The 24562-nt window shown below is 60.3% G+C and carries 22 protein-coding genes; 14 read left to right on the forward strand and 8 right to left on the reverse strand.

The window, feature by feature from the left end; translation table 11 throughout:
* The 4 genes from ACZ9BE_RS10705 to ACZ9BE_RS10720 all read right to left on the reverse strand — a co-directional run bounded on the left by ACZ9BE_RS10705 (position 1) and on the right by ACZ9BE_RS10720 (position 4145).
* Positions 1-1041 (reverse strand): FUSC family protein, encoded by a 1041-nt coding sequence (locus tag ACZ9BE_RS10705; RefSeq protein ID WP_041481018.1) that lies wholly within the window; start codon positions 1039-1041, stop codon positions 1-3.
* A 57-nt stretch (positions 1042-1098) separates the two neighbouring features.
* The gene (locus ACZ9BE_RS10710; protein ID WP_056785734.1) at positions 1099-2058 is read right to left on the reverse strand and encodes an HlyD family secretion protein; all 960 of its coding nucleotides are present in this window, start codon (positions 2056-2058) and stop codon (positions 1099-1101) included.
* A 2-nt stretch (positions 2059-2060) separates the two neighbouring features.
* The gene (locus tag ACZ9BE_RS10715; RefSeq protein WP_150742061.1) at positions 2061-2417 is read right to left on the reverse strand and encodes a DUF3302 domain-containing protein; all 357 of its coding nucleotides are present in this window, start codon (positions 2415-2417) and stop codon (positions 2061-2063) included.
* Between the two features lie 102 nt (positions 2418-2519).
* The gene (locus ACZ9BE_RS10720; RefSeq protein ID WP_236169733.1) at positions 2520-4145 is read right to left on the reverse strand and encodes an NADP-dependent glyceraldehyde-3-phosphate dehydrogenase; all 1626 of its coding nucleotides are present in this window, start codon (positions 4143-4145) and stop codon (positions 2520-2522) included.
* Between the two features lie 506 nt (positions 4146-4651).
* Here ACZ9BE_RS10720 and ACZ9BE_RS10725 point away from each other — a divergent pair.
* From ACZ9BE_RS10725 to ACZ9BE_RS10770, 10 genes are all read left to right on the forward strand, one after another.
* The gene (locus ACZ9BE_RS10725; RefSeq protein ID WP_095179898.1) at positions 4652-5263 is read left to right on the forward strand and encodes a transposase; all 612 of its coding nucleotides are present in this window, start codon (positions 4652-4654) and stop codon (positions 5261-5263) included.
* A gap of 54 nt (positions 5264-5317) precedes the next feature.
* Positions 5318-6916, forward strand: coding sequence for a ShlB/FhaC/HecB family hemolysin secretion/activation protein (locus tag ACZ9BE_RS10730; protein WP_056785742.1), 1599 nt, complete (start codon positions 5318-5320; stop codon positions 6914-6916).
* A 12-nt stretch (positions 6917-6928) separates the two neighbouring features.
* Positions 6929-8728, forward strand: a complete 1800-nt coding sequence (locus tag ACZ9BE_RS10735) for a DUF2341 domain-containing protein (protein WP_476249383.1) — start codon at positions 6929-6931, stop codon at positions 8726-8728.
* 11 nt (positions 8729-8739) lie between these two features.
* Positions 8740-9165, forward strand: a complete 426-nt coding sequence (locus tag ACZ9BE_RS10740) for an ExbD/TolR family protein (protein ID WP_003201710.1) — start codon at positions 8740-8742, stop codon at positions 9163-9165.
* Between the two features lie 3 nt (positions 9166-9168).
* Complete coding sequence (locus tag ACZ9BE_RS10745; protein ID WP_256809926.1) at positions 9169-9873, forward strand: energy transducer TonB family protein; 705 nt, start codon at positions 9169-9171, stop codon at positions 9871-9873.
* Positions 9874-9912: 39 nt separating this feature from the next.
* Positions 9913-11610: a putative porin gene (locus ACZ9BE_RS10750; RefSeq protein ID WP_252869477.1), complete on the forward strand. Its 1698-nt coding sequence runs from the start codon at positions 9913-9915 to the stop codon at positions 11608-11610.
* Between the two features lie 17 nt (positions 11611-11627).
* Positions 11628-12257, forward strand: a complete 630-nt coding sequence (locus ACZ9BE_RS10755) for a DNA repair protein (protein WP_476249384.1) — start codon at positions 11628-11630, stop codon at positions 12255-12257.
* A 17-nt stretch (positions 12258-12274) separates the two neighbouring features.
* Complete coding sequence (locus ACZ9BE_RS10760) at positions 12275-12745, forward strand: YbjN domain-containing protein (RefSeq protein ID WP_056785756.1); 471 nt, start codon at positions 12275-12277, stop codon at positions 12743-12745.
* On the forward strand, positions 12742-13683 hold the full coding sequence (locus ACZ9BE_RS10765; protein WP_460143197.1) for a peptidylprolyl isomerase: 942 nt from the start codon (positions 12742-12744) through the stop codon (positions 13681-13683). The genes ACZ9BE_RS10760 and ACZ9BE_RS10765 overlap by 4 nt, the downstream gene beginning before the upstream one ends.
* A gap of 145 nt (positions 13684-13828) precedes the next feature.
* Positions 13829-14809, forward strand: coding sequence for a LysR substrate-binding domain-containing protein (locus ACZ9BE_RS10770; RefSeq protein WP_460143198.1), 981 nt, complete (start codon positions 13829-13831; stop codon positions 14807-14809).
* Between the two features lie 593 nt (positions 14810-15402).
* Here ACZ9BE_RS10770 and ACZ9BE_RS10775 read toward each other — a convergent pair.
* The 3 genes from ACZ9BE_RS10775 to ACZ9BE_RS10785 form a co-directional block, all read right to left on the reverse strand.
* The gene (locus tag ACZ9BE_RS10775; RefSeq protein WP_095179914.1) at positions 15403-15762 is read right to left on the reverse strand and encodes a DUF6124 family protein; all 360 of its coding nucleotides are present in this window, start codon (positions 15760-15762) and stop codon (positions 15403-15405) included.
* A 516-nt stretch (positions 15763-16278) separates the two neighbouring features.
* Complete coding sequence (locus ACZ9BE_RS10780) at positions 16279-18855, reverse strand: hypothetical protein (RefSeq protein WP_476249385.1); 2577 nt, start codon at positions 18853-18855, stop codon at positions 16279-16281.
* 393 nt (positions 18856-19248) lie between these two features.
* Positions 19249-19608: a DUF6124 family protein gene (locus ACZ9BE_RS10785; protein ID WP_252878118.1), complete on the reverse strand. Its 360-nt coding sequence runs from the start codon at positions 19606-19608 to the stop codon at positions 19249-19251.
* 627 nt (positions 19609-20235) lie between these two features.
* Here ACZ9BE_RS10785 and ACZ9BE_RS10790 point away from each other — a divergent pair.
* Positions 20236-20754: a GNAT family N-acetyltransferase gene (locus ACZ9BE_RS10790; RefSeq protein ID WP_252878119.1), complete on the forward strand. Its 519-nt coding sequence runs from the start codon at positions 20236-20238 to the stop codon at positions 20752-20754.
* A gap of 1 nt (position 20755) precedes the next feature.
* Here the strand turns inward: ACZ9BE_RS10790 and ACZ9BE_RS10795 are convergent, their stop codons facing one another.
* Positions 20756-21448, reverse strand: coding sequence for an aspartate/glutamate racemase family protein (locus ACZ9BE_RS10795; protein WP_252878120.1), 693 nt, complete (start codon positions 21446-21448; stop codon positions 20756-20758).
* Positions 21449-21645: 197 nt separating this feature from the next.
* Between ACZ9BE_RS10795 and ACZ9BE_RS10800 the strand changes: the two genes are divergently transcribed.
* The 3 genes from ACZ9BE_RS10800 (at position 21646) to ACZ9BE_RS10810 (ending at position 24340) form a co-directional block, all read left to right on the forward strand.
* Positions 21646-22137, forward strand: coding sequence for a hypothetical protein (locus tag ACZ9BE_RS10800; protein WP_252878121.1), 492 nt, complete (start codon positions 21646-21648; stop codon positions 22135-22137).
* 421 nt (positions 22138-22558) lie between these two features.
* A complete protein-coding gene (locus ACZ9BE_RS10805) occupies positions 22559-23533 on the forward strand; it encodes a hypothetical protein (RefSeq protein WP_252883764.1) in 975 nt (324 codons plus the stop codon).
* A gap of 129 nt (positions 23534-23662) precedes the next feature.
* The gene (locus ACZ9BE_RS10810; RefSeq protein WP_076563101.1) at positions 23663-24340 is read left to right on the forward strand and encodes a DUF3313 domain-containing protein; all 678 of its coding nucleotides are present in this window, start codon (positions 23663-23665) and stop codon (positions 24338-24340) included.
* The last annotated feature ends 222 nt before the right edge of the window (positions 24341-24562 follow it).

Below are 24562 nucleotides of genomic sequence, written 5' to 3' on the forward strand. Positions count from 1 at the left end.
TCAGATGTTCCAGCGCGGTGCGGTCGCTGCCAAGCGCTGGCGCATCTCGCTGATATTGGCCGCGAGTTGCCGGGTCAGCATCCGGTAGCCGTCGAGCGTATTGGCGACTGGCGCATCAAGGTCCGCTGCTGGCAGCTCCATTGGCCGCTCCAGCCGTTGCGAGGCCCCGGTTTTCAACGCGCGAGCCATGCCGATCAGTTGCACGCGAATCTGCCGGTGTTCGGCCTTCAGCGCCGTTTGCAGATGTGCCGTGGCCTGCGGGTCACTTGCGTTGGGGCGGATATTGCCGAGGATCTCCAGCGTGCTGATGCACATGCGCAGGTTGCGCTGAATCGCGTCCAGCTCGGTCATGGAGATTTTCACTTCCTTGGACACCGACGGCATCAGCGAACGTAATTGCACCATCACCGCGCCGAGCTTGCTCATCAGCCGCACGTGTTCGTCGGCGCTGACCGCTTCACCGTTGATGATGCGCCCGTACACCGTGGCGCAATCGCGCAAGGCATCGGCGAGGTTGTAGCGCCACGAGTAGACCGCGTACAGCGGCAGGGCGAAGGAAAACGCCAGGGCGAGGGCGATGCCGATCAGGATGTCGACGCCGCGCCACAGACCATCGGTGATCGGGTTGTCGCCATGCCCGGCGACGATGAACACCGTGATGGCGGAGAGCAGGGCGGTGTAGCCGCCCTTGCCAATCGCGTGATACGAGAAAAAGCCACAGACCACGGCCATGGAAAAGTAGGTCAGCCACGGCATGCCCAGCCAGGCGTGCTGCGCCACCAGTGCCAATCCGACTCCTGCACCGATCAAGGTACCGATGGCGCGCTCGGCGGCTTTTTTGCCGATGTTGCCGTGGTGCTGCAAACCGCCGATCACCACCAGCATGGTCACTGACGCCCATTCGCCGTGGGGCAGATTGATGCCAGTGGTCAGCAGAATCGTCGCCAGCAACCCCAACGCCACCCGCACGGAATGGATCAGTCGGGCGTGACGGTAGCGCCGATACGGGTCCAGTAACGGACGCAGGATACGGCGCAACAGCGGTGGCAGGCGGTGGGTGCTGTAAGTAGTCAGTGCGAACCTCGTGAGTCAGTCAAATCAGTGGAAGGGGAAAATGTAATTCATCCAGGCGGACATGCGCAGCAGGATTTTGCGCATCGCGCCGATGTGGTGAAAGTGCTGACTGTAAAGCGCCGCTTGCCCGTAGGCGCCGCCCGGCATGAGCGCGCTGTATTCGGCGAACGCCGGATCGGTTATCTCGATGATCACTGGCACCCGTCCGGCCGGTGGCGAACCGGTGTAGCTGATCAGGGTACCGGAAGGTTGCACCTGGCCCTCGGCGATCACCCCGATCACACTTTTCACCCGACCGGCGAAGACCTTGCCGGGAATGCCGTCGAAGGCGACTTCGGCCTCGTCGCCCACGGTCAGACGCAATAGGCTGTTCTGACGCATCCAGGCAGCGAAGTACTGACCTTCCTGCGGAATAAACACCATCGACGGGCGCAGCGGCAGCTTGCTCGCCATCATTCCCGGGCGCAGCGAAACGTGGGTGACGAAGCCTTTGCTCGGTGCTCGAACCACGGTGTTGTCCAGCTCGAACTGCGCATTGTCCAGTTGCGCCTGCAGATCGTCGGTGCGGGCGATGGCCGCGTCCAGTTCACGCTGGGTGCCGAAGTTGCGGCGGATCAGTTCGGTGATGCGGTAGCGGTCGCCCTTGGCTGCAACCAGTTGCGCCTTGAGCGATTTCAGGCGGTTCTGGAAAGGCGTGGGATCGATGCGGAACAGCACGTCGCCTTTTTCCAGGGGTTCGTTGCCCTTTACCGGCACGTCGATAACCTGGCCGCTGACGATCGGAATGACCGGCACCGAGACAAAGTAGGAGCGCGCCACTTCGGAATAGGGATGGTTGTAGTTCATGGTGAAAATCAGCGCGCCGATGATCAGCACGCCACCCAGGACAGCGGTGGGCACCGTCCATTTGTTCAGCGGAATGCGGAAGATCTTGAAAATCGCGACGCAGAGCGCGGCATACGTGAGGATGAGCAACAGATCCATGCTCAGATCCCCCGGCTGTCAGATTGCGGCGCAAGCGGCGACTGCGCTTCCAGCCGCTCGATCCGGGCTTGCAGCTCGACGACCTGCTGCTCCAGTTGATTGACGTGATTCTGAATGGGTTTGCCATCGCCGAACCCCCAACCACGATCCTCGCGATAGGCCATCGCCCAGATCCACAGAAACGGCCACAGCGCATGCAAGGTGAACAGGCTGACCCAGCCAGTGGCATGGATCGCGTCCTGATGCGGGTGGTTGCGGTGGACGGCGATCTCGTACGGAATGTCATGCAGCACGATAATCCCGTAAAACAGCACGAGACCGACAAAAACCAACAGACCCAATGCGAAGTAATCGAGCATGGTCAGCCTCCCGGGCATCCAGCAATGCTGGGCTCAGTGTAGTCACTGAATTGCCGGGTAGCTGACGGATCGGCAGGATCATTCAATCCTGCCGATCACCCGTCAAAAGATGTAATCGGTGGTCAGGAAGCTCGAATCACGCCCGCGAATGATCTCGCTGATCAGGTCCTTGTTGCTCTCCTGGAATTTGGTCGCCACCAGGGTGCGGATCGAAAACACTCGCAATGCATCGTGAACCGACAGCGTGCCTTCGGCGGAGTTTTTGCGGCCATTGAACGGGTAAGTGTCCGGGCCGCGCTGGCACTGGGCGTTGAGGTTGATCCGCCCGACCTGGTTGGCGAAAGTGTCGACCAGCCGGCCGACGGCCACCGGGTTGGTGCCGAAGATACTCAACTGCTGGCCGAAGTCCGATTCCAGCACGTAGTCGATCACGGTATCGAGGTGGCGGTACGGCACGATGGGCACGACCGGGCCGAACTGTTCTTCCTGATAAACGCGCATCTGCGGATTCACCGGATACAGCACTGCCGGGTAGAAGAACGAGGCGTGGGACTCGCCACCATTCGGGTTGACCACCTGGGCGCCTTTGCTTTGCGCATCCGCGACCAGACCGTGCAGATAGTCGACTTTGCCCGACTCCGGCAGCGGCGTCAGCGCCACGCCGCTGTCCCACGGCATACCCGGTTTGAGCGTGGCCAGTCTGGCGTTGAATTTCTCGATGAAACTGTCGACCACGTCTTCATGGACGAAGAGGATTTTCAGTGCGGTGCAGCGCTGACCATTGAACGACAGCGAGCCGGTGACCGCTTCGCTGACGGCGTTGTCGAGATCGACTTCGGGCAAAACGATTCCCGGGTTCTTTGCATCCAGACCGAGAGCGGCGCGCAAGCGGTGTGGTTTCGGGTGCAGCTTCTTCAGGTCGCTGGCAGCCTTGTTGGTGCCGATGAAGGCGAAGATGTCGATCTTGCCGCTGGCCATCAGAGCGCTGACGGTCTCGCGGCCGCTGCCGTAGATGACGTTGATCACGCCGCTCGGGAAGCTGTCGCGGAAGGCTTCGAGCAACGGCCGAATCAGCAGCACGCCGAGCTTGGCCGGTTTGAACACCACGGTGTTACCCATGATCAGCGCCGGAATCAGCGTGGTGAAGGTTTCGTTCAGCGGGTAGTTGTAAGGCCCCATGCACAAGGCGACGCCGAGCGGCACGCGGCGAATCTGGCCGAGGGTGTCCTGCTCCAGCTCAAAGCGGCTGGAACGGCGGTCGAGTTCTTTCAGGGCATTGATGGTGTCGACGATGTAATCGCAGGTGCGATCGAACTCTTTTTCCGAGTCCTTGAGGTTCTTGCCGATCTCCCACATCAGCAGCTTGACCACCGCCTCGCGCTGCTCGCGCATGCGGCCGAGGAATGCTTCGACGTGCTGGATACGCTCGGCCACGCGCATGGTCGGCCACAGACCCTGACCTCGGTCGTAAGCGCGAACGGCAGCGTCTAGGGCGGTAAGGGCGGTGTCGGCATCCAGCAGCGGCGTGCTGCCGAGGATCACCTGTTCTTCACCGTTTGCGCCTTTCAGATAAACCGGGCTGCGCACCTGCGCGAGCGGGCCGTCCCAGCGGCGCAACTGGCCATCGACCAGATATTCACGCTGCTCGACCTGAGCGTCGAGGCGATATTTTTCCGGGATGTCGCTGACCGAAGGGAACAGGTTGCCAAGGATGTTTGCTGTGGTCATGTCACTACCCTGTGTTGAAGTCGGCGTGCCGATTGAAAGTCTTGTGAAGGTTATACGCCTGAACGGGCCGGGATTTAACCCCGTGAATGTCACGCGAATGTCACGCAACGGTGCAACCACAGTCCACCCTGTGGGAGCGAGCCTGCTCGCGAAGGCGGCGGCACATCCAACATCCTCATTGCCTGACACAGCGCTTTCGCGAGCAGGCTCGCTCCCACAGGTTCATGTGCACAACCAGGAGGGCCTGCCACACACAATTCCCGTGTAGGAGTGAGCCTGCTCGCGATCGCTGTGTATCAGTCACAGAGAAGTTGGCTGACCTGACGCCATCGCGAGCAGGCTCACTCCTACAGGGCATCGGCACCACCGATGCCATCTTCGGTAATGAAGCTTTTATGACAAAAGTTCGGTAGCACATAGCCAGTCCGGTCATGCCTGTGTAACGCGCTTGAGGGGCCTTTCGGGGCGCACTTTGCAAGCCGAGGCGGGACGCCGGGAGTGAGGCAATGGGGACTATGGAACGCTATTCGAAAGTGGGCATGCAGGAGCTCGATCAACGCCTGTCGAAGATCGTCGAAGCCGCGCGCAAGAAGCCGGTTTCGGTGTATCGCTACGGCGCGCCGTGGGTCTGGATCGTCTCGCAGGATGACTGGCAGGGCGCTTTGAAAGAGGTCTCCAGCTACATTCCGCCGGGCCATTCGCTGGTGCTGCTGCGCCCGCAGATCGACGATCTGCTCGACGCCCACCAGGACCTGCTGCGCGACCTCAATGCCGCACCCGGCATGCTCATTCCCGCGCAGACGGTGATGCACATCCTGCTCCTGCAATTGCTGTATTCGGTGCCCAGCGAGCAGCAGCTCTATGAACAGCTCAATTACAACCTGCTGTTCCGCTGGTTCGTCGGCCTTGGCCTGAACCAGAAGGTCTGGAGTTTCACCGCCCTCAGCCGTGACATCGCCACGCTGCTCAACGAGCCGCGTGCGGTGCTGCTGATTCAGAAAATCATCGGCGAAGTGTTCTGCGGTGCCTTGCTGCAAATGCCCGAGTTCTCGCTGAACTTTGCGCTGTTGCACACCTGGCTGGGCAAGCACGCCTGCGCCACAACGATCAGCAATTGACGCATCACACCGGGCGCTAACGCCTACAGGTCATCGCGAATTTCAGGGGGTAGTGTGGAACGGATTTTCACGTCACGGCTGGCGCTGTGGGGCTGGCTGCTGGTGACGGCGGGCGCGCAGCCGGCACTGGCCGAGGAGGGCACAGAAGCGCCCGCCGCGCAGCGACTGGTCGACGTCAACGAATACTTCGTGCGCGGCAATACCGTGCTCGATGCCCGGGCGATCGAAGAAGCGGTGTACCCGTTTCTCGGCCCGCAGAAAGCCTTGAGCGACATCGAAGGCGCCCGCGATGCGTTGCAGAAGGCCTATCAGGAGCGCGGCTATCAGTCGGTGTTTGTCGAGCTGCCCGAGCAGGCCGTGGCCGATGGCATCGTTTATTTGCAAGTCAGCGAAACCAAGGTCGGCCGGGTGCGCGTGGTCGGCGCCAAACACTATTCGCCGCTGGATATCCGCGACAACGTCCCGGCGCTGAAAGAAGGCGAGGTGCCGGACTTTGCCAAAGTCCAGGGCGAACTCGCGCAGCTCAACAAGACACCCGGTCGCCAGGTCATGCCGCTGGTGCGTGAAGGGCAGCGCCCCGGCACCATGGATGTCGACTTGCAGGTCGAAGACCAGAACCCGTGGACGGCCAGCGTCGGCCTCAATAACGACTACAGCGCCGATACCGAAAAGCTGCGCAGCGTCGCCAGCCTCGGTTACAACAACCTCTGGCAACTCGGTCACAGCGTCAACCTGACGTTCTTCACCGCGCCGCAGGAAACCGACAACGCCAAGGTCTGGTCCGGTTCCTACACCGCGCCGCTGAGCGAGCGCTGGAGCGTGCAATTCTCCGGTTACCAGTCCGACAGCAACGTCGCCACCATCGGCGGCAGCAACGTGCTCGGCAAGGGTCACAGCTACGGCGTCGCGGCGATTTACACGCTGCCCTCGAGCGGCAACTGGTCGAACTCGCTGTCGGCCGGCATCGACTTCAAGGATTTCGACGAGCGCCTGAGTCTGTCCGGCGAAAGCGACAAGGTACCGCTCAAATATGCACCGTTCACCTTCGCTTACAACGGCTATCGCTACAGCGAAAAGAGCCAGCTCGGTCTCGGTCTGAGCCTGGTTGCCGCCACCCGCAGCGTGTTCGGCTACGGCAGCGACGACGAAGACTTCGACTACAAACGCTATCGCGCCAAACCGGGTTTCGCCGTGCTCAAGGGCGACACCAACTACACCTGGACCTTCGACAGCGACTGGCAGAGCGCAAGCAAAGCCGCATTCCAACTCGCCTCGGGGCCGCTGGTTTCCAACGAACAATTCTCCGCCGGTGGCGCCACTTCGGTGCGCGGCTATCTCGCGGCTGAACGTACCGCCGATGACGGCTACCTGCTCAGCCAGGAATTGCGCACACCGTCGCTGGCGAAATTCGCCGGCACGTGGATGCAGGACTGGCGCTTCTATGCCTTCGCCGAAGGCGCGCAGTTGTACCTGCGCGACGAACTGCCGGATCAGGACGCCAATTACGCCCTGGCCAGCGTCGGCCTCGGCACCCGCGCCAGCCTCAGTAAATGGCTGTCCGGCAGCCTCGACTGGGGCTACCCGCTACTCGAAGGGCCGAACACCTCAAAGCAGGAATCGCGCCTGCACTTCAACCTTCAAGCCACTTTCTAACGGAGCACGTCCATGCAACGCCTCTTCCTTTCGTTGTTGATCTGCCTGGGCTTCGTGCTCCCGGCCACGGCTCAGGCCTGGTGGCAGGACGACTGGCATTACCGCAAACAGATCGCCGTCGACACCACGCCACAAGGCGCGGCGATCAATCAGGCCCTCGGCCGCACCGCGCTGCTGGTGCGCCTGCACACCGGCAACTTCACCTTCGACGGCGTGAAAGAGGACGGCTCCGATCTGCGCTTTGTCGCTGCCGATGACAAAACCGTGCTCAACCACCAGATCGAGAGTTTCGATGCGCTGATGGGCATGGCGCTGATCTGGGTCGATGTGCCGAATGTCGAGGGCGGTCAGCGTCAGGACATCTGGATGTATTACGGCAACCAGAAAGCCCCGGCTACCGGCAACGGCCAACTGACTTTCGATCCGAATTACACCGCGCTGTATCACTTCGACGGCGCCACCGGCACCCCGGCGAAAGACACCACGGCGTACGGCAACACCGCGCAAAGCGCGACCGGCACAGCGATCGATGGCGTCGTCGGCCGTGCCTTGCAGTTCAGCGGTCAGCCGTTGTTGCTGCCGGCCAGTCCGTCGCTGCAACACAACGCTGGTAGCGCGTTCACTTTCAGCGCCTGGCTGCGTCTGGATCAGGCCACTGGCGAGCAACTGATCCTGGCTCGGCGCGAAGGCATGCAAAGTCTGCTGATCGGCGTCAGCCAAGGCCTGCCGTTCGTGGAAATCGACGGCCAGCGCGCTGCTGCCACCCAGGCGCTGGCGCCGGCGCAATGGCAACACGTTGCGCTGACCGCCGAGGGCTCGAAAGTCACCCTGTACATCAACGGTCGCGAGGGTGCTGCATTGGCTCAGGCGATGCCGGCATTCAACTCGGTCATGGCCATCGGTGCCGATCTGCATGAGGGCGCGTTGCAGCCATTCTCTGGCGCCATCGACGAACTGCGCCTGTCGAAAATTGCCCGACCTGCTGCGCTGTTGCTGGCCGATGCCACCTCGCAAGGCGCCGAGTCGAAACTGGTCGCTTACGGCGTCGATGAAGAACAATCCGGCTTCGGTTTCGGCAGCCTCGGCTTCCTCCTCAACGCGGTGCCGATCGACGCCTGGGTGATCATCGCCGTGCTGGTGCTGATGATGTTCCAGTCGTGGGTCATCATGCTACGCAAGAACCGCAGCCTCAGCCGCGTCACTGCGGCCAACGAAGACTTTCGCGTGCAATTCGCCAAGGTCGGCACGCGTCTGGAGATGTTCGCCGACGACGCGCAACTGGCTCAACGTCTGCAGCATTCGTCGCTGTGGCGCCTCTATCTGGTGGCGGTCAAAGAGATCCGCACCCGCCGCGAGCAGGGCGCCGATACCTCTTCGGTCTCTGCCGCGACTATCGAGGCCATTCGCTGCTCGATGGACGGTGTGCGCACCCGCGAGAACCAGCAACTGAGTTCGAAACTCTCGACCCTGTCCAACGCCATCGCCGGCGGTCCGTATATCGGCCTGCTAGGCACGGTGCTGGGGATCATGGTGGTGTTCCTCGGCACGGCGATGGCCGGCGACGTGAATATCAATGCCATCGCGCCGGGCATGGCCGCCGCTCTGTTGGCCACGGCGATGGGCCTGTTCGTCGCGATCCCGGCGCTGTTTGGCTACAACCGCCTGATCACCCGCAACAAGGAAGTCAGCGCCGACATGCGCGTATTCGTCGACGAGTTCATCACTCGTCTGGCGGAGATGCACGGCGAGAGCCAGTTCAGTGAGGCGTCGCACCAGCGCGGCCATCACGCCAACCACTCCGTACCGGCCTGAGGAGCACTGCCATGGCGTCCGTAAATGCCTCCCACGACGATGATGACGATGCCGCAGTCGACAGCATCAACATCACTCCGCTGGTCGATGTGCTGATGGTGGTGCTGGTGATGTTCATCCTCACCGCCACCGCGCAGGTCTCCGGGATCCAGATCAACCTGCCCAAGGCTAGCGCGTCGGTGTCGCTGTCGGAGGCCAAGACCAAGGCGATCTCGGTCAACGACGGCGGCCAGGTGTTTCTCGATGCCTATCCCGTGACGTTGGCGGAGCTGGAAGAACGCCTGCGCATCGAGAAAGCACAGAGTCCGGATTTCCCGGTGATCGTGCGCGGCGATGCGACGGTGCAGTACCAGAAAGTCATCGAAGTGCTCGACCTCCTGCGCCGGCTCGAACTGTCCCAGGTCGGTCTCGTTACCGGCAAACCGAGTCAGGGCTGAGTCATGACCGCACAACTCCCGATCGAGCCGCCGCCCCTGAAAAAGTCGTCGTTGCGCTATGTGAAGTGGGGCGCCGGATTGCTGGTCGGCGCACTCGCCGCGTGGTTCCTCTGGCAGTGGGCCAACGACATGGCCGGCGTGCGTCGCGAAGCGCCGAAGGTGCCGACGATCATTCCGTTGCCGCCACCGCCACCACCGCCGCCGGAGAAACCGCCAGAGCCGGAAACGCCGGTGGAAGAAAAAGTCGTCGAGCCCGAGCCAACGCCGGAGCCGGAGGAGGTCAAGCCTGAAGAAGAAGCACCGCCATCGCCGGCGGACGACCTGGCCAACCCGATGCAAATGGACGGCGACGCGCAGGCCGGCAGCGACGCTTTCAACATCGGCGCGGGCAAGGGCGGCGGCATGGCCGGTGCCGGCGGCGGGCGTTTGGGTACGGGCACGTACAGCCAGTTTCTCGCGTTCACCTTCCAGCGTTTGCTGCGCGAGAACCCCGAGCTGCGCAACCTCGCATTCTCGCTGCAGGCCGATGTCTGGCTGAGCAGCGTCGGCGAGATCACCCGTGTCGAGCTGATCAAGTCCAGCGGCAACCCGCAAATCGATACCCAGGTGCTGGCCGCTTTACGCGGTGCGCCAGCCCTCAGCGAACGGCCTCCGGCCTCCATCACTTTGCCCGTGCGCCTGTCCCTGCAAGGGCGGCGTCCGGGTTAATTCACTTATTCAAGCTTCGGCAAAAGGAGTTGTGTGCAGATGATTTCCAACGTGAATCGATTGTCCCTGGCGGTCGGCATGGTCATTGCGACCCTGGTCGGTCAGGCGGTGGCAGCGCCTGCGCCTTCGGAGAACGCCACGATCAATCTGATCCGCTTGCTGGTCGAGCAGGGCATTCTCAAACAGGACAAGGCCGACGCGCTGATCGCCCAGGCCCAGAACGAAGCGGCGCAGGCCAAGCAGGCTGCCGCGTCCACTGCCGTAGCGGCCGGGCCGGTCGCCGCGCCGGGGGATGTGCGCGTGCAATACGTGCCGGCAGCGGTGCGCGACCAGATCCGCGATCAGGTCAAAGCCGAGGTCATGGCCACCGCCAAACAGGAAAACTGGGCAGCACCGAATACCTTCCCGGACTGGGCCTCGCGCATCAGCTTCGACGGCGACATTCGCCTGCGAGACGAATCGCGTTACTACTCGGGCAACAACAGCAACGAAATCGTCGACTTCGCCAAGCTCAACAACAATGGCCCGTACGACGTGAATCCCAACAGCAGCACCAGTCTGCCGCCGTTGCTCAATACCCGCGAAGACCGCGAAAACCTCTTTCGCCTGCGCGCACGCCTGGGCATGAAAGCGCTGATCTCCGAGGAATGGACCGCCGGCATTCGCATCGGCACCGGTTCGGACAACAATCCGGTATCGACCACGCAGAACCTCGGCGGCGGCTTCGCCAAGAAGGACATCTGGCTCGATCAGGGCTATCTGACCTGGAAGCCAATGGACGAATTGACTCTGACCGGCGGGCGCTTCGCCAACCCGTTCATGTCCACCGACATGCTCTATTCCAATGACCTGAATTTCGATGGTGTGGCGGCGATTTTCGATCACAAGCTCAACCGCGATTGGGGCGTGTTCGGCACCGTCGGCGCATTCCCGGTGGATTACACCAACGACACCTCCAGCAGTAACGGTTTCGACAAGGAAGAGAGCGACAACAAGTGGCTATACGGCGCTCAGCTCGGCGCGAAATGGGCGATCAACAGCAACAACCGCCTCAAAGGTGCGCTGGCCTATTACCGCTTCGATGACATACAGGGCCAGCGCTCCAGCCCCTGCGAACCGTGGGCCGGCGCACCGGGTTGCGACAGCGACGGCACTCGCGCAGCGTTCATGCAGAAGGGCAACAGCGTGTTTCTGCTGCGTGACATCACGCCGAACCCGCTCAACCCGAGCACTACGCCGCAGCCGCAATTCGTCGGCCTCGCGTCCGAGTTCAACCTGCTCGACCTCAACGTCGTGTGGGACGCCGACCTGCCGCAGGACTTCAAACTGCGTAGCCAGGGCAACTACATCCACAACCTCAGCTACGACGAAGGCGACATGCGCAAGCGCTCCGCCGGGCAGATCGTCAACAACCTCGACAGCAACGGCGAGATCGAAAGCGGCGCCAATGCATGGATGGTGCAGTTCACCCTCGGCAACGCACTGGACCTCAAACGCAAGGGCGACTGGAACCTGTTCGCCGGCTACAAGTACATCCAGCCGGACGCCTTGCCCGACGGCTTCAACGACTCCTCGTTCCACCTCGGCGGCACCAACGCCAAGGGCTATTTCATGGGCGGCAACTACGGCCTGGCGAAGAACGTTTCCGCCACGGGTCGCTGGATGAGCACCGAAGCGGTGTACGGCGCGCCGTTCGACATCGACGTCTTGCAGCTTGAGATCAACACGCGCTTCTAAGGCGCCGGGAGAGCTTTATGAACACGCGTTTTCTCGCGCTGGGCCTGGGTTTGCTGCTTGCCACCGGGGCGAGCGCCGAAGGCATGGAAGAGCGCTTGCGCACGCAATTGCGCAGCACCACCCAGCAATTGCAGGCCCTGCAAAGCCAACAGGCCCAGGCCAGCGCCGCGCAACTGGCGGCGCAGAACGAAGCCAAGGCAGCGCAAGCGCAGATCAAGCAGCTGACCGCCGAACTGGCCAAAGCCAAAGGCCTCGCCGAGCAACTCGCCGGGCAGCAACAGAGCCTGCACAGCCAGGCGCAGGCGCAAGTCGCGGCCAGTGCCGAGCAGACTGGCAAGTTCAAAAAAGCCTACGACGAGTTGCTGGTCCTCGCTCGCGGCAAAGAAGCCGAACGCTCAAAGCTGCAAGCGCAACTGGCGGAACGTGACACACAAGTGCAGCAATGTTCAGCCAAGAATCAGCAAATGTACGGCGTCGCCAAACAGATCCTCACGGCCTACGAAAACATCGACGTCGCCGAAGTGATGAAGATCCGCCAGCCCTTCGCCGGCAGCGCCCGGGTCAAGTTCGATGAACTGGCCCAGGGCTTTGGCGACGAGCTGTACAAAACCCAATTCGACGCGCCGCAAGCGGCGATCGCTCACTGATAACAAGGAAGAAAGCCATGACTCAATTGATCACCCACGTTTCCCCGCAATCACTGACCGACGTCCTGCAAGCCGCCGGTTACCGCGTCAACCAGAGCGAACAGAACGGCATCGTCCAGTTGCTCAGCGCCAGTCAGGGCATCGGCTACGCCGTGCGCTTCGGCAACCCGGCGGTGGAACAGGGCAGCTTTGTTGATTTCACCTTCAGCTGTGCGCTGCGCGTGCAGGGCGACTTGCCCCAGGGCGTGGCCGAGCAGTGGAACGCTACGCGGCGGTTTGCACGGTTGTCGTTGCAGGGTGAGTTTCTGCTGATGGAAATGGACGTGGTCGTGGCCGCAGGGGTGAGCAACGAGCACCTGCGCGGCAATCTGGAGTTGTGGGATCGCCTGTTGCAGGAATTCATCGTTTACCTGCGCGATTTTAGCCAGACCGCTGCTGTGCAACCCGCCAAATCCGCTGTCGCCGAAGCAGAGGAAGTCGCACTGTGAAAAAGCCTGCCATGGTGATCGGCGCCGGAGCGGTGGCGTTGTTGGTGGTGGCCGTGGCGCTGGTGCTGCGACCGGGAAGTGATCCGGTCGCCGCCCAGCAGCCGTCGCCGTTGCCGGCGGTTGCAGCCGGGCCAGCGGTCGCGCGGTTGGGCAATCAGCAGGTTTCGCCAGAGGAATTGCAGGCGCTGCTGGCCACCGTCCCGGCGCAAACCCGCGAGCAATTGCGCGGCAACCGTGAGGCACTGGAGCGCTGGATTCGTGCGCGGCTGGCCGAGAAAGCGGTGCTGGAACAGGCCGATGCGCAGGGCTGGGCGCAGCGTCCGGACGTCGCCCGGCAGACCCGTGCTGCGACTGAGCAAATCGTGTTTCGTGATTATTTGCGCTCGGTGAGTCAGGTGCCGGCGGAGTATCCAAGCGCAGCTGAATTGCAGCAGGCGTACGACGCCGGCAAGGCCAATTGGCAGACGCCGCCGATGTACCGGGTCAGTCAGATTTTCCTTGGCGTCAGTGACGCAGCGAATGTGGAAACGGTGCGCAAACAAGCCGCTGAATTGAGCAAGAAGGCGCAATCAGCACCGGCTGATTTTGCGGCGCTCGCTACGCAATATTCGCAGGATCGCGTCACGGCAGAGCGGGGCGGTGATACCGGCCTGCAACCGTTGCAACAACTCGTGCCGGAAGTGCGCAGCGCCGTGGCGCGGCTCAAGGTGGGCACCGTGTCCGATCCTGTGCAAAGCGCCGCCGGTTTCCACGTGATCAAGCTCACCGAACAACAACCGGCCCGCACCGCGACGCTGGAGGAACTGCGCGACCAACTGACCCAGGCCCTGCGCGCACAACGCCAGGAACAGATCGCCCAGGCTTACCTGGACGGCATGCTCAACACCGCGACGCTGAGCATTGACGGTGCCGAACTGAACAAAGTGATAGGTAACTGACACACGGTGTTTCTGTAGGAGCTGTCGAGTGAAACGAGGCTGCGATCTGTTGATTTTGCTTTTAAAGATCAAAAGATCGCAGCGTGCCGCAGCTCCTACAAAGATTTGCGTAACGACACCACATTAGATCGACAGGGAGTCATCAATGTCATTCACCGAACCCGCAGGACGCCCGGGCACCGTTGATTATCAATCGCCGCAATCCCGCTCCGAGCCCTGGCTAAACCAGGCCGCGACCATCGACAGCGAAGTCGCCCAATACTTCCTGGTCAGTGCTCGCTGCGGCTGCTTCATGCAAGCCGCGCGCAGCCTCAACGTGCGCTCAACTGTATTGCGCAAACAACTCGCGCAACTCGAACAGCAACTGCAACGCAGCCTGTTCAGCTTCCAGGGCAGCGCCCTCAGCCTGACCCGCGAAGGCCAACAGTTGCAGGCCCGACTCATCACCCTGGCCCACGAACGCAAACTCCCGGTCATCGAACAACCGCTGATTCGTCTGGCCATCGCCGAATCGATCCTGCACGACATCCTCGGCCGCGACCTCATCGCACTGCTGCGGCGCAACGCCAGCCTGCGCCTGGAAATTTTCGCGCTGGATAGTGAACTGGCATTGCGTGCGGTCAGCGCCGACATTGTCCTGTGGCTTGCTCCTGGCGAATGCCCAAATCCCGGCCCGACCTTTTCCACTAGCGAACCGCAACACCTCGCGCGGATTGCGTATCTGCCGCACATTGCCAAGCGCTATTCGCGGGTGACAGCTAGACCGGAAAGTACGGATGAACTGGCGGATTTCATGCTGGTGCAGTGGCAGCATGACCGGCGGGTTGAGAGCTTTCGCCCTTGGAATGAACTGGTTGAACAGCGCTTGGCCGGGGTGGTGCAGATGCAGTCTTATGAATTGATGCTGGAGATGATCCGCTGTGGCGCCTGCATTGGCTTGCTGCCGGCATACATGAGCCGCTTCGACCGTGGCCTCATCGCACTGCCCGGATTATTCGCCGAACCGATGCAGCTCCATGCTTGGCTCGCCGTCAACACCGACTCGCAAGACTCCCCCGAAATCAAAGCCCTCACCGACCTCATCCAGCAAACCTTCAACGAACGCCACGAATGGTTCCAGCCGTAACCCGCCCCCGTGTAGGAGTGAGCCTGCTCGCGAAAGCAATCCGCCAGTCGAAGCCTCAGTGACTGACCCACCGCCTTCGCGAGCAGGCTCGCTCCCACAGGAATCTTCATTGCTTACGCGTTGATCGTTCCCACGCTCCGCGTGGGAACGCAGCCCGGGACGCTCTGCGTCCCCACCAGAGCTGGAACGCGGAGCGTCCCTTGAGGCATTCCCACGCAGAGCGTGGGGACGATCATCAAAACCTTCAACGAACGCCACGAATGGTTCCAGCCTTAACCCGATCCCCTTGTAGGAGTGAGCCTGCTCGCGATGGCGCCAGCCCAGACACTGCACCCGTAACTGAATAAACCGCATCAACAGTGGGAGCGAGCCTGCTCGCGAAAGCAATCCGCCAGTCGAAGCCACAGTGACTGACAAACCGCTTTCGCGAGCAGGCTCGCTCCCACAGGAATCTTCATTGCTTACGCGTTGATCGTTCCCACGCTCCGCGTGGGAATGCAGCCCGGCACGCTCTGCGTCCCCTCAGAGCTGGAACGCGGAGCGTCCCTTGAGGCATTCCCACGCAGAGCGTGGGGACGATCATCAAAGGCCCGCTACTGCGGCAACTCCAGATTATCCAGCACCCGATTCACCGCTAATTCCCCGAGCATGATCAACTGCGCAATCCCCATCAGCGTTCGGCGCTGCGACGGTTTCACCAGCCCGGCGAATTCCTGGGCGATGGTTTTGGCCGAGGCGAGGGTTTCGCAGGCGTTGGCCAGCAGGTCTTCGTTTTTGGTGTCGGCGGTGACGGCGTACATGGCGCGGGGGCTGAAGGGCGGCGGGGTGGAGCCGGGTGGGCAGAAGTAGTGGTCGAGGGCGCGGTCGGCGGCTTGGTGAAGTTTTTTTGAGTCGAGGGATTCGTAGGGTGAGGTGGGGTCGGATTCGGGTGGGTTGGGTGTTGGTTTGATCATGGGTGAAGCCTCTAGAGTGGTGAAGCTGCCACCGTTCGCTGCTAACGAAGGAGGTGGCGGCTGTACGTGGGTTAGCAGACCAGGACTCTAGAACCCGGCGCACCGAAGTGCCCCACGCAAAGCCGCCATAACGGCAAGACCTTGTGCGTCTAGAGATAACCCGGGCTGCTAAACCCGATCACTGAACATTCAGCGACCGCACCACAATAGAACCCGCCCCCAAGGCGCACAAGCCGGCGGATTCTGGCGTAGCTGTAGGCCATGGCGCAAGAATTTGTAGCCTGGAAGGCGTGTCAGCGCGTGTCTTTTAAACGCCTGGTTTAAATCAAAAAATTGCGCCAAACCTGACGGCCCTTTCGCGATCAGAAGAAAAGCCTCGATCACGCCCTGCTATTTAAATCTCTCGTCAAATAAATCCGTCCTCTTTGTGTAGGCCCCTTTGTGCACGCTTTGTGCAAATCGACCTACCAGTCGAAACCAGGTAGTTAAACTCTCTGTTTGAAACGTTGTGTAACTTTAGATCCTAGCCACACAGACTGCTGTGTAAGTGAAAGGGGAAGAGGCACCTGTTGACGCGTTTGTGAAATTAGTGCGGGCCCATGTGAATCGAACCATGTCAGAGCTTATATATCCCCAAAAGTAATTGGCTTCGTAAAGCGGTCTGTATTTAACGTTAAGTAGTGCAATCTCGCCCAAGGTGCTCGGAAACGGACTGCCCCCCACGCGCGCGATCCAAGCACTGGCCGCAGCGTGTGTAAAGTTGGCGCCGCCAATTAAAACCGTTTGCACGTTGCTTACTACGACAGGGATTTCTTTAAGTTGTCCGCTAGCCTCAGATACGATCACTTTAGCTGCACCATTCCCGATTGAACGAATCATGCCGTTGCCGTCCACAGATACAACGTTGGGCATGCTCGACCTGTAGGTGTACGGTGCTTGCCCGCCTGTCGCCGCCCGGGTCGCGGTTGTATCTGGGAAATCGTTTCCAGTTAATGCCCAGCCAAGCGCGGCATGGTCGACGACGTAATTTCTCCCTGAGAGATGTACGGGTGATATGTCGACCAATAGCGGTGGAACAACTTTTAGAGTTCTTGGGATGGAAACTTTTCCACTACCATACAGTGCCTTGACTTTATAGCTGTGATTTCCTGCGGTCAGATCTTCACTGTATTTCCAAACGCCTTCGTGGTTCACCGGGACTTTGATTCTGAACTCTTCTTTATCAGATACCTCGACCCATTGATCTTTCGAGGCCAAGCCTTGCATTGCTACTGAAGTGTCTGCAGTAGTTCCACCTTCTTCAATTTCGGCGTTACTTGGCAATCCTTTCACCGAATCAATCGTCGGGGCAACTTCAGCTGCCACAGTAAAACTCCGCGCGCCAGAATCAACTTCACCACTGTGATACAACGATCTCGCAAATAACCGGTGCTTCCCTTCAGCAACAGTTACTTCCCGTGTCCAGATCCCCGTCTGCGGGTCGGCCGTCGCTCGCCCTTTGGCAACAGTGCTCGACCCATCATCATCGAACACCTCGATATCCAGTCCCTTACTCGCAGTCCCCGACAACGTTAAGCTAGTGCTGACCGTCCATCCCCCTTCCAGCACTTCCTCACCGTTCGAGTCCAATACCCTGTCCAGTGTCGGCACAACCAGTTCCACAGACTTGATCGTGTAAACCCGATCCGGAAATTTCACTGCGTTCGTTTCGATATTGCTCTTGTCCAGCGCCACCAGGTATTTGAGCGTCAGCGTCGTGCCATGCCCCAATTGAACGAGATAACTGTTTGCCAGTGTCTGTGGCCAGAAACCCTGGTTGATCCAAGTGCTGTTGACTCTAGCTGGCAACCCAGCCCAGAGAGTCAAGTCATGTGCAGTGCCGTCCGCCTTCTTGCCCTCTAGCCGCAGCCAGCAGGGCTGTTCAGCTTCAATCAAGGTATGCAGCAGCGCATGAATGGTTGCGTTTTTGGTGCCAAGCGCCGTTATGTCGAGAAAATTGTTGGCATCGGCCTCGACAATTTTCGGGGAGTTCAAAGCGGTTGCCGGCAGCGGCAGAATGTCCAGCAGCAACACAGCCGACTCCACGGGTTTGTCGTCGCGGTCGATAAAATAACTGACTGCAACCCGTTGGCCCAGGCTGTAGGCGAGCACCGAGCGCGGTACCGCAATCTCCAGGCCGGCACTGACCAGCCGAGGCGGGCTTGGGTAGGAGCCTTCAGGGACAGCCGTCGCGCCTTGCCAGTTCACCCACAACGTGTCGGTGGGCAGTAACGAACCCTGCGGTACGAGGACTCTGATTTCCGGAGTGGTCGGACTGAACTGATTGCCGTTCATGCCACGGACGGTGGGTGCCAGCAGAGAAAGGCGACCGAGGTGAATGTCCACGCGCTTTTCACCTGACATGACGGCATTGCCCAATTGGTCAAATACTCTGAATTCCGCCACAGCATTCGGGTTGTCACCGGCACGCTGGAAGGTATCGGTGAGCAGGGTCAGGTTGATCGGGGCCGGCGCGTCGGGCACGTCGAAGCGCACGGTGGTATCGCCGAGCGCAAAAACGATGGAGTCGAAGTGGCGTCGGTTGGTGTAAGTAAACGCAAATGTCACACCTCGTGCGGCGAGCTCCGGCCCCACGCCTTCACGTACTACTTCCGGCGGAATGATCAGATCCAGAGATTCCGGCAGACGCAAATGGTAGAGGGCTAGCGTGTCCCGAGACGATTCATCGTTACCTCCTACGCGCGTGACCTTGTAATACAGGCGATTGACGCCCTGATTGAGCCAGCCGTGGGGCAAGTACAAGCGCACCCGCTGTTGTTCTTCGCCCGGGGCAACGGTCTTGCCCGTTGCGGGAGTAGGGTTGTCGTTGACGTACAGATCGACGCGGTCATCAGCGGCCATGGTCCAGGAAGCGAGCTGCATTTCCGTCCACGGATCTATCAGACATTCCAGACCCTGCGTCTCGCCATCGTAAAGCACCTTGGGAATCCCGCCTTGGGCAATGCCCTGCGGCTTCACCGGTGTGACCCAGCCCCTGATGATGACCGGATACAAGACAAACAATTCGTTGAAAATCGAAGACTGGATATCCATGGAAGCGCTCCCTGAGAATTTTGCCGTGCCGTGCCGTGCCGTGCATTGAATGGGATCCATCTCACTCCAGTTTGAAAAAAAGCACACCTGTCAGATCTGACAGGTACAGGCGGTATTCAGACGAGCGGTCGAGCCGGCTCTTGTTTGCGCGGTTGTTGTGGGAGCGAGCCAGCCTGCGATTTTGTCGTAATGTTCGGTTGCAATGCTGACTGCTCCGACGCTTTCGCGAGCAGGCTCGCTCCCACAGGAATCTTCATTGCTTACGCGTTGATCGTTCCCACGCTCTGCGTGGGAATGCAGCCCGGGACGCTCTGCGTCCCCACCAGAGCTGGAACGCGGAGCGTCCCTTGAGGCATTCCCACGCAGAGCGTGGGAACGATCATCAAAGGCCCGCTACTGTGGCAACTCCAGATTATCAAGCACCCGATTCACCGCCAGTTCGCCGAGCATGATCAACTGCGCAATCCCCATCAGCGTTCGGCGCTGGGATGGCTTGACCAGTCCGGCGAATTCCTGGGCGATGGTTTTCGCGGAGGCGAGGGTTTCGCAGGCGTTGGCCAGAAGGTCTTCGTTTTTGGTGTCGGCGGTAACGGCGTACATGGCGCGGGGGCTGAACGGCGGTGGGGTCGAGCCGGGTGGGCAGAAGTAGTGGTCGAGGGCGCGGTCGGCGGCTTGGTGAAGTTTTTTTGAGTCGAGGGATTCGTAGGGAGAGGTGGGGTCGGTTTGGGGTGGGTTGGGTGTGGGTTTGATCATGGTAAAGCTCCTAGAGTCGACGGAGCTGCCACCTTTCGCTGCGATACGAAATGGTTGGTGACAGCTGTACGCGGGTCGCAGACCGGGACTCTAGAACCGGCAGACCCGAAGGTCTCCCACGTACAGCCGCCATAAAAACAGCGGGTGTTGTGCGTCCAGAGATCGACGGGCTGCGAGACCCGATCGCTGATTCGTCAGCGACCGCACCACAATAGAACCCGCCCCCAAGGCGCACAAGCCGGCGGATTCTGGCTTGGCTGTAGGCAACGACGCAAGGATTTGTAGCCTGGAAGGCGTGTCAGCAGGTGTCATTTAAACAGCGGTGTTTAAAAAGCAAAAAATTGGCGACAGCACGGTAGACGTTTTTGCCGGGAAGCAGGTGTTGGCTATGAGGTCGCTTTCGCGAGCAGGCTCGCTCCCACAGGAATCTTCAGTGCTCACAGGGGTTGTGCCCGGGCTGGATCAAAATGTGGGAGCGAGCCTGCTCGCGAATGCAATCTGCCAGTCGAGGCTTCAGTGACTGGCCAACCGCCTTCGCGAGCAGGCTCGCCCCCACCATTGCCGCTCGCCAGATTCCAGATCAGCGGTTTAGAGTGACCAGCCACACGCTGATCACGGACCGATCCCATGTCAGACCCAACCTCCACGATCCATCTCGAACGCTCCAACGAATCCCACCTCGAAGGTATCACTGCGCTTTACAACGACCCCGTCGTTGCACGGCAAGTGCTGCAAATGCCGTTTCAATCCACCGAGGTCTGGCGCCAGCGACTGCAGGCCGACAACGAGCGCGCGCTGAAACTGGTGGCGCTGCATCAGGGCGTGGTGATCGGCAATCTCGGTCTGGAAGCTTATTCACGCATGCGCCGCGCCCACGCCGGCAGTTTCGGCATGGCAGTCGGGGCGGCTTGGCAGGGCAAGGGCGTGGGATCGATGTTGTTGGCGGCGGCGCTGGAGGTCGCCGATAACTGGATGAATCTGCACCGCGTCGAACTCACGGTCTACGCCGATAACGAGGCAGCCATCGGCCTCTACCGCAAGTTCGGTTTCGAGACCGAAGGGCTGTTGCGTGATTACGCGGTGCGCGACGGACAGTGGGTCGACACCCTGAGCATGGCCCGTATACGCAATAGCCCGAAAGCCTGAGTCAGTCGCCCAGTGCGAACGCCACTGCTGACTGCGCATGCAACTCGGTAGTGTCGAGCAGGGTCAGGGCGCTGTGTTCGGGTTTGATCAGCAGACCGATTTCGGTGCAGCCGAGGATGATTGCCTGGGCGCCACGGGCGGTCAGGGATTCGATGACGCCTTGGTAGATTTCTCGCGATTGTTCGCTGATCACACCCACGCAGAGTTCGTCGTAGATGATCCGGTGCACCTCTTTGCGCTCGGCATCATCCGGCACCAGTACGGTCAGGCCTTGGGCAATCAGACGTTGCTTGAGAAAGTCCTGCTCCATGGTGAACGCGGTGCCGAGCAACCCGACGGTGCGCGCGTCGATTTCCAGTGCAGCCTGCGCGGCGGGTTCGGCAATGTGCAAAAACGGAATGATGATCGCCGCCTGAATCTGCTCGGCGACCTTGTGCATGGTGTTGGTACACAGCACCACGCATTCTGCGCCGCCAGCTTCGAGCCTGCGCGCGGCATCCACCAGAATCGCCGCTGCATCGTCCCAGCGCCCGGCGTGCTGGGCCTGTTCGACCGGACCGAAATCGACGCTGTACATCAGCAACTGCGCCGAGCGCAACGGGCCGAGGCGCTCGCGAACCTGTTGGTTGATCAGGCGATAGTATTCGGCGCTGGACTCCCAGCTCATGCCGCCGATAAGGCCGATGGTGCGCATTGGATTTCCTCAAGCAAATGTCAGTGTCGAGCATTCAGGGCTGCCTGAAGTTTCCTTCTGTTCGAGACTCGACGCCAGTACCGACTGACTGTACCGCCGATCTTTCCCGCAACTGTGCATCTGCAAGAACTAAACGTACGCCGCGCCGGGGATCTGCCACTATCACCCTTCGCAGGTCCTTTCCGAGGAACACCGCAATGAACGACGTACAGCAACTGGGCGAGATGCTGCGCCACTATGCCGAAAGCGAAGCGCACAAGAAGCAACTGTTCACCACGCAATCGGCTGCTTGGGCGGCTCGGATTGGCGCGCTGTTCGACCAGATCGAACAATGGCTTGAACCGGTCAAGGCGCCCAATCTGCTGGAGGTCAGTCGCGAGGCGTATGTCGCATCCGGGCCGAGCGTGCCGGTGGAAACCTCGACGTTCAAGACGGAAAAATTGAGCATTGTGATTGCCGGCAAACCGGTGGAATTTGTGCCGGATGTGATGGGCAGCGGCGGGCAGATTTCCCTGGCAGTGATGGGGCTGACGGCGGCGCGGTACGGGAGTATTTCGCTGGTTGGCCTGGCGGATGGCGCATGGCAGTGGCGTAAGACCAATGGCTTGAAGGATCCGGATACGTTTGCCTTCGACGCCGATTTCCTTGCTCAGCAATTGCAGAGCCTGATACCTCGCGATCGCGGTTAAGATCAAAAGCTTACCCCCTCACCCCAGCCCTCTCCCCCAAGGGGGAAAGGGGGCAGACCGAGTGATGTTCAAAACTTGAGCTCGACGCGATATTTCAGGTCGACGTGAGTCCTACAAACACTTCGGTCAGTCCCCTCTCCCTCTGGGAGAGGGCTAGGGTGAGGGCAGCCCGCCGCCAGCCACAAAAACATCACGCCCAGCGCATCAAAAAGCATCTCCATCACCTGAGCCCTCAAGCAATCTGAGCATGACGCCGGGCCAGCGCCACATCCGCAGGAGGAGTGAGGCGTAGACCGGGGAAACCCTTAGGTTCGGTGCCAATCCGGCATTTTCCCTTGGGTCACTGGTGGCCTTTTGGTAGAGTCGCCGTCGCCAGCGGGTTTTCGGCTGGACGATGGAACCGAAGAAGGGAGTCTGATCAGTGAGTCCGGGCAAAAAAATCCTCGGTCTCACGGCGTCGCTTTTGTTGCTGACGCTGTGGGCCAGTTACTTTTATGTATTCAAGGAAAACCGCGACGGCCAGCTTGGCGGTGTCGGCGAAAGCACCGCGTGGTGCGGCACGCCACCGACCAGTGAAGCGGCGTTGGTGGGCAAGGATCAACTGACCTTGCGCGTCACCAACAACCTGCGTGGCGAATTCATGGTTGGCGGCTCGCTGGTGGTTTCCGAACGAACCTTCAACCGCTACGACCTGGGCCGCAACGAACTGCGCCTGCGTCTGGAACCGCTGCAGTGGTCGTTCGGCGTCACGCCGATCTTCCTCGAGCAGGTCAAGGTGCAGCCGCTGAGCCGCAACCTCTCGTCGACCAATAAAAGCGCCTTCGCCGAACTTGAGCCTCGCGCAATCGGCGTGCACGCTCAGACTGCCGCGTTCCCCTTCGATACCTATCGCTACGGCTATAAACCGGTGCTGTATTACCTCAAGGGCAGCGAGCGCATCGACTTGCGCTTCAAGAACATCACCACGCTGATGGAGATGTCCAACACCTTTACGCCGATCCAGAAGTACAACCGCGCCGACTACATCAACGAGAAAAACTCGATGATCCGCGATGAGGACTACAAGCCGTACGGGGCGCATGAGTGCGCGTTCAGCGTCGAACGCAAAGGCTCGTTCAAGGTCGTGGTGCTGTTGCTTCTGCTGGTGCTGTGCCTGCCACTGATGCTGGTGTTCTACCGCGATGAACCGGGGATCGACTTTCTCGCGACGCTGGTGGGAATTGCGGTGGTGCGTACATTGCTGATCGGGCCGGTGGAAGATTTCCAGCTATACAACATCGACTTCTTGTTTGGTGCGGCGATTCTGCTGGTGGGAACGGTATCGCTGATCAAGGCGATGCGCGCCAATAGCCGGCGAGAGATGGCGTTGCGCAGTGGCGAGACATCGTCCTGGTAATACCGGTTGGCGAGGCACACGCGCTGTCGGATGTGAACTTTGCAATTGGCCATCGCATTTGCCGGGGTTTTGGCTATACCTGTATCTCCCCTATGCAAAATGTCTTGGCCTTCTCAAAGGAATTACAGCATGAAGCTAGCCGTCGTGATGGGCACGCTGTGCATTGCCACCCTTGGCGTGGTGGGTTGTTCCAGCAAAACCGTCGAGCCTGACCAGTATTCCGGCTTTCTCAAGGATTACAGCCAGCTGAAGGAGGCCAAGTCACCCTCTGGTGCCGAGGTGATGCGCTGGATGGACCCGAAACTCGACATCAATAAATTCACCAGCGTTTACGTAGAGCCAAGCCAGCTCTACCCGAAGCCGCAAGCCACCGAGAAAATCCCCCAGCAGACTCTCAACGGCATCACCAGTTATTACGATCAGGCGCTCAAGCGCGAACTCGGCAAATCGCTGCCGTTGGCCGCAGGTCCCGGGCCGGGCGTAATTGTGGTGCGTCCGGCGATTACCGCAGTCAGCAGCAAGACCGAAGGCCTGCAAGTCTATGAAGTGATCCCGATCGCACTGGTCGCCGCAGCAGTAAGCACGGCCACTGGTATCCGCGACCAGGAAACCACGCTGGCCACCGAAGCGGTATTCATGGATGGTGCGACCAATCATGTCATCGCGCAGGTGGTGCGCAAAGGTACCGGCAAACCGCTGGAAAACTCTTCCCAGGTGATGAAAGCCGACGACATGAAAGCGGTGATCGATGGCTGGGCAAGCGATCTGCATCAGTCGTATCTGAAACTCAAATCTGAAGCCAAATGATGCAGTAAGGCTGGTTGCCTTTTCGCGAGCAGGCTCGCTCCCACACTGGACACGTATTCAGTGTGGGAGTGAGCCTGCTCGCATTTCGGTGTATCAGTTTCGAATGTCCTGCCTGACACAACGCTTTCGCTAGCAGGCTCACCCTTTCAGGGAAGCTGCGGTGGGTTGTATACAATTTCACCGCTCAGCACCCAACAATTTCAAACAGGGCATAGGTCGTCA

The organism is Pseudomonas sp. TE9122, assembly GCF_056278925.1.

Bases quoted from the DNA above. Each gene is read 5' to 3' on its own strand.
- ACZ9BE_RS10750 (WP_252869477.1), top strand. From the start codon at position 9,913: ATGATTTCCAACGTGAATCGATTGTCCCTGGCGGTCGGCATGGTCATT.
- ACZ9BE_RS10780 (WP_476249385.1), bottom strand. From the start codon at position 18,855: ATGGATATCCAGTCTTCGATTTTCAACGAATTGTTTGTCTTGTATCCG.
- ACZ9BE_RS10710 (WP_056785734.1), bottom strand. From the start codon at position 2,058: ATGGATCTGTTGCTCATCCTCACGTATGCCGCGCTCTGCGTCGCGATT.
- ACZ9BE_RS10795 (WP_252878120.1), bottom strand. From the start codon at position 21,448: ATGCGCACCATCGGCCTTATCGGCGGCATGAGCTGGGAGTCCAGCGCC.
- ACZ9BE_RS10725 (WP_095179898.1), top strand. From the start codon at position 4,652: ATGGGGACTATGGAACGCTATTCGAAAGTGGGCATGCAGGAGCTCGAT.
- ACZ9BE_RS10775 (WP_095179914.1), bottom strand. From the start codon at position 15,762: ATGATCAAACCAACACCCAACCCACCCGAATCCGACCCCACCTCACCC.
- ACZ9BE_RS10745 (WP_256809926.1), top strand. From the start codon at position 9,169: ATGACCGCACAACTCCCGATCGAGCCGCCGCCCCTGAAAAAGTCGTCG.
- ACZ9BE_RS10740 (WP_003201710.1), top strand. From the start codon at position 8,740: ATGGCGTCCGTAAATGCCTCCCACGACGATGATGACGATGCCGCAGTC.
- ACZ9BE_RS10770 (WP_460143198.1), top strand. From the start codon at position 13,829: ATGTCATTCACCGAACCCGCAGGACGCCCGGGCACCGTTGATTATCAA.
- ACZ9BE_RS10810 (WP_076563101.1), top strand. From the start codon at position 23,663: ATGAAGCTAGCCGTCGTGATGGGCACGCTGTGCATTGCCACCCTTGGC.
- ACZ9BE_RS10720 (WP_236169733.1), bottom strand. From the start codon at position 4,145: ATGACCACAGCAAACATCCTTGGCAACCTGTTCCCTTCGGTCAGCGAC.
- ACZ9BE_RS10735 (WP_476249383.1), top strand. From the start codon at position 6,929: ATGCAACGCCTCTTCCTTTCGTTGTTGATCTGCCTGGGCTTCGTGCTC.
- ACZ9BE_RS10715 (WP_150742061.1), bottom strand. From the start codon at position 2,417: ATGCTCGATTACTTCGCATTGGGTCTGTTGGTTTTTGTCGGTCTCGTG.
- ACZ9BE_RS10760 (WP_056785756.1), top strand. From the start codon at position 12,275: ATGACTCAATTGATCACCCACGTTTCCCCGCAATCACTGACCGACGTC.
- ACZ9BE_RS10800 (WP_252878121.1), top strand. From the start codon at position 21,646: ATGAACGACGTACAGCAACTGGGCGAGATGCTGCGCCACTATGCCGAA.
- ACZ9BE_RS10785 (WP_252878118.1), bottom strand. From the start codon at position 19,608: ATGATCAAACCCACACCCAACCCACCCCAAACCGACCCCACCTCTCCC.
- ACZ9BE_RS10790 (WP_252878119.1), top strand. From the start codon at position 20,236: ATGTCAGACCCAACCTCCACGATCCATCTCGAACGCTCCAACGAATCC.
- ACZ9BE_RS10755 (WP_476249384.1), top strand. From the start codon at position 11,628: ATGAACACGCGTTTTCTCGCGCTGGGCCTGGGTTTGCTGCTTGCCACC.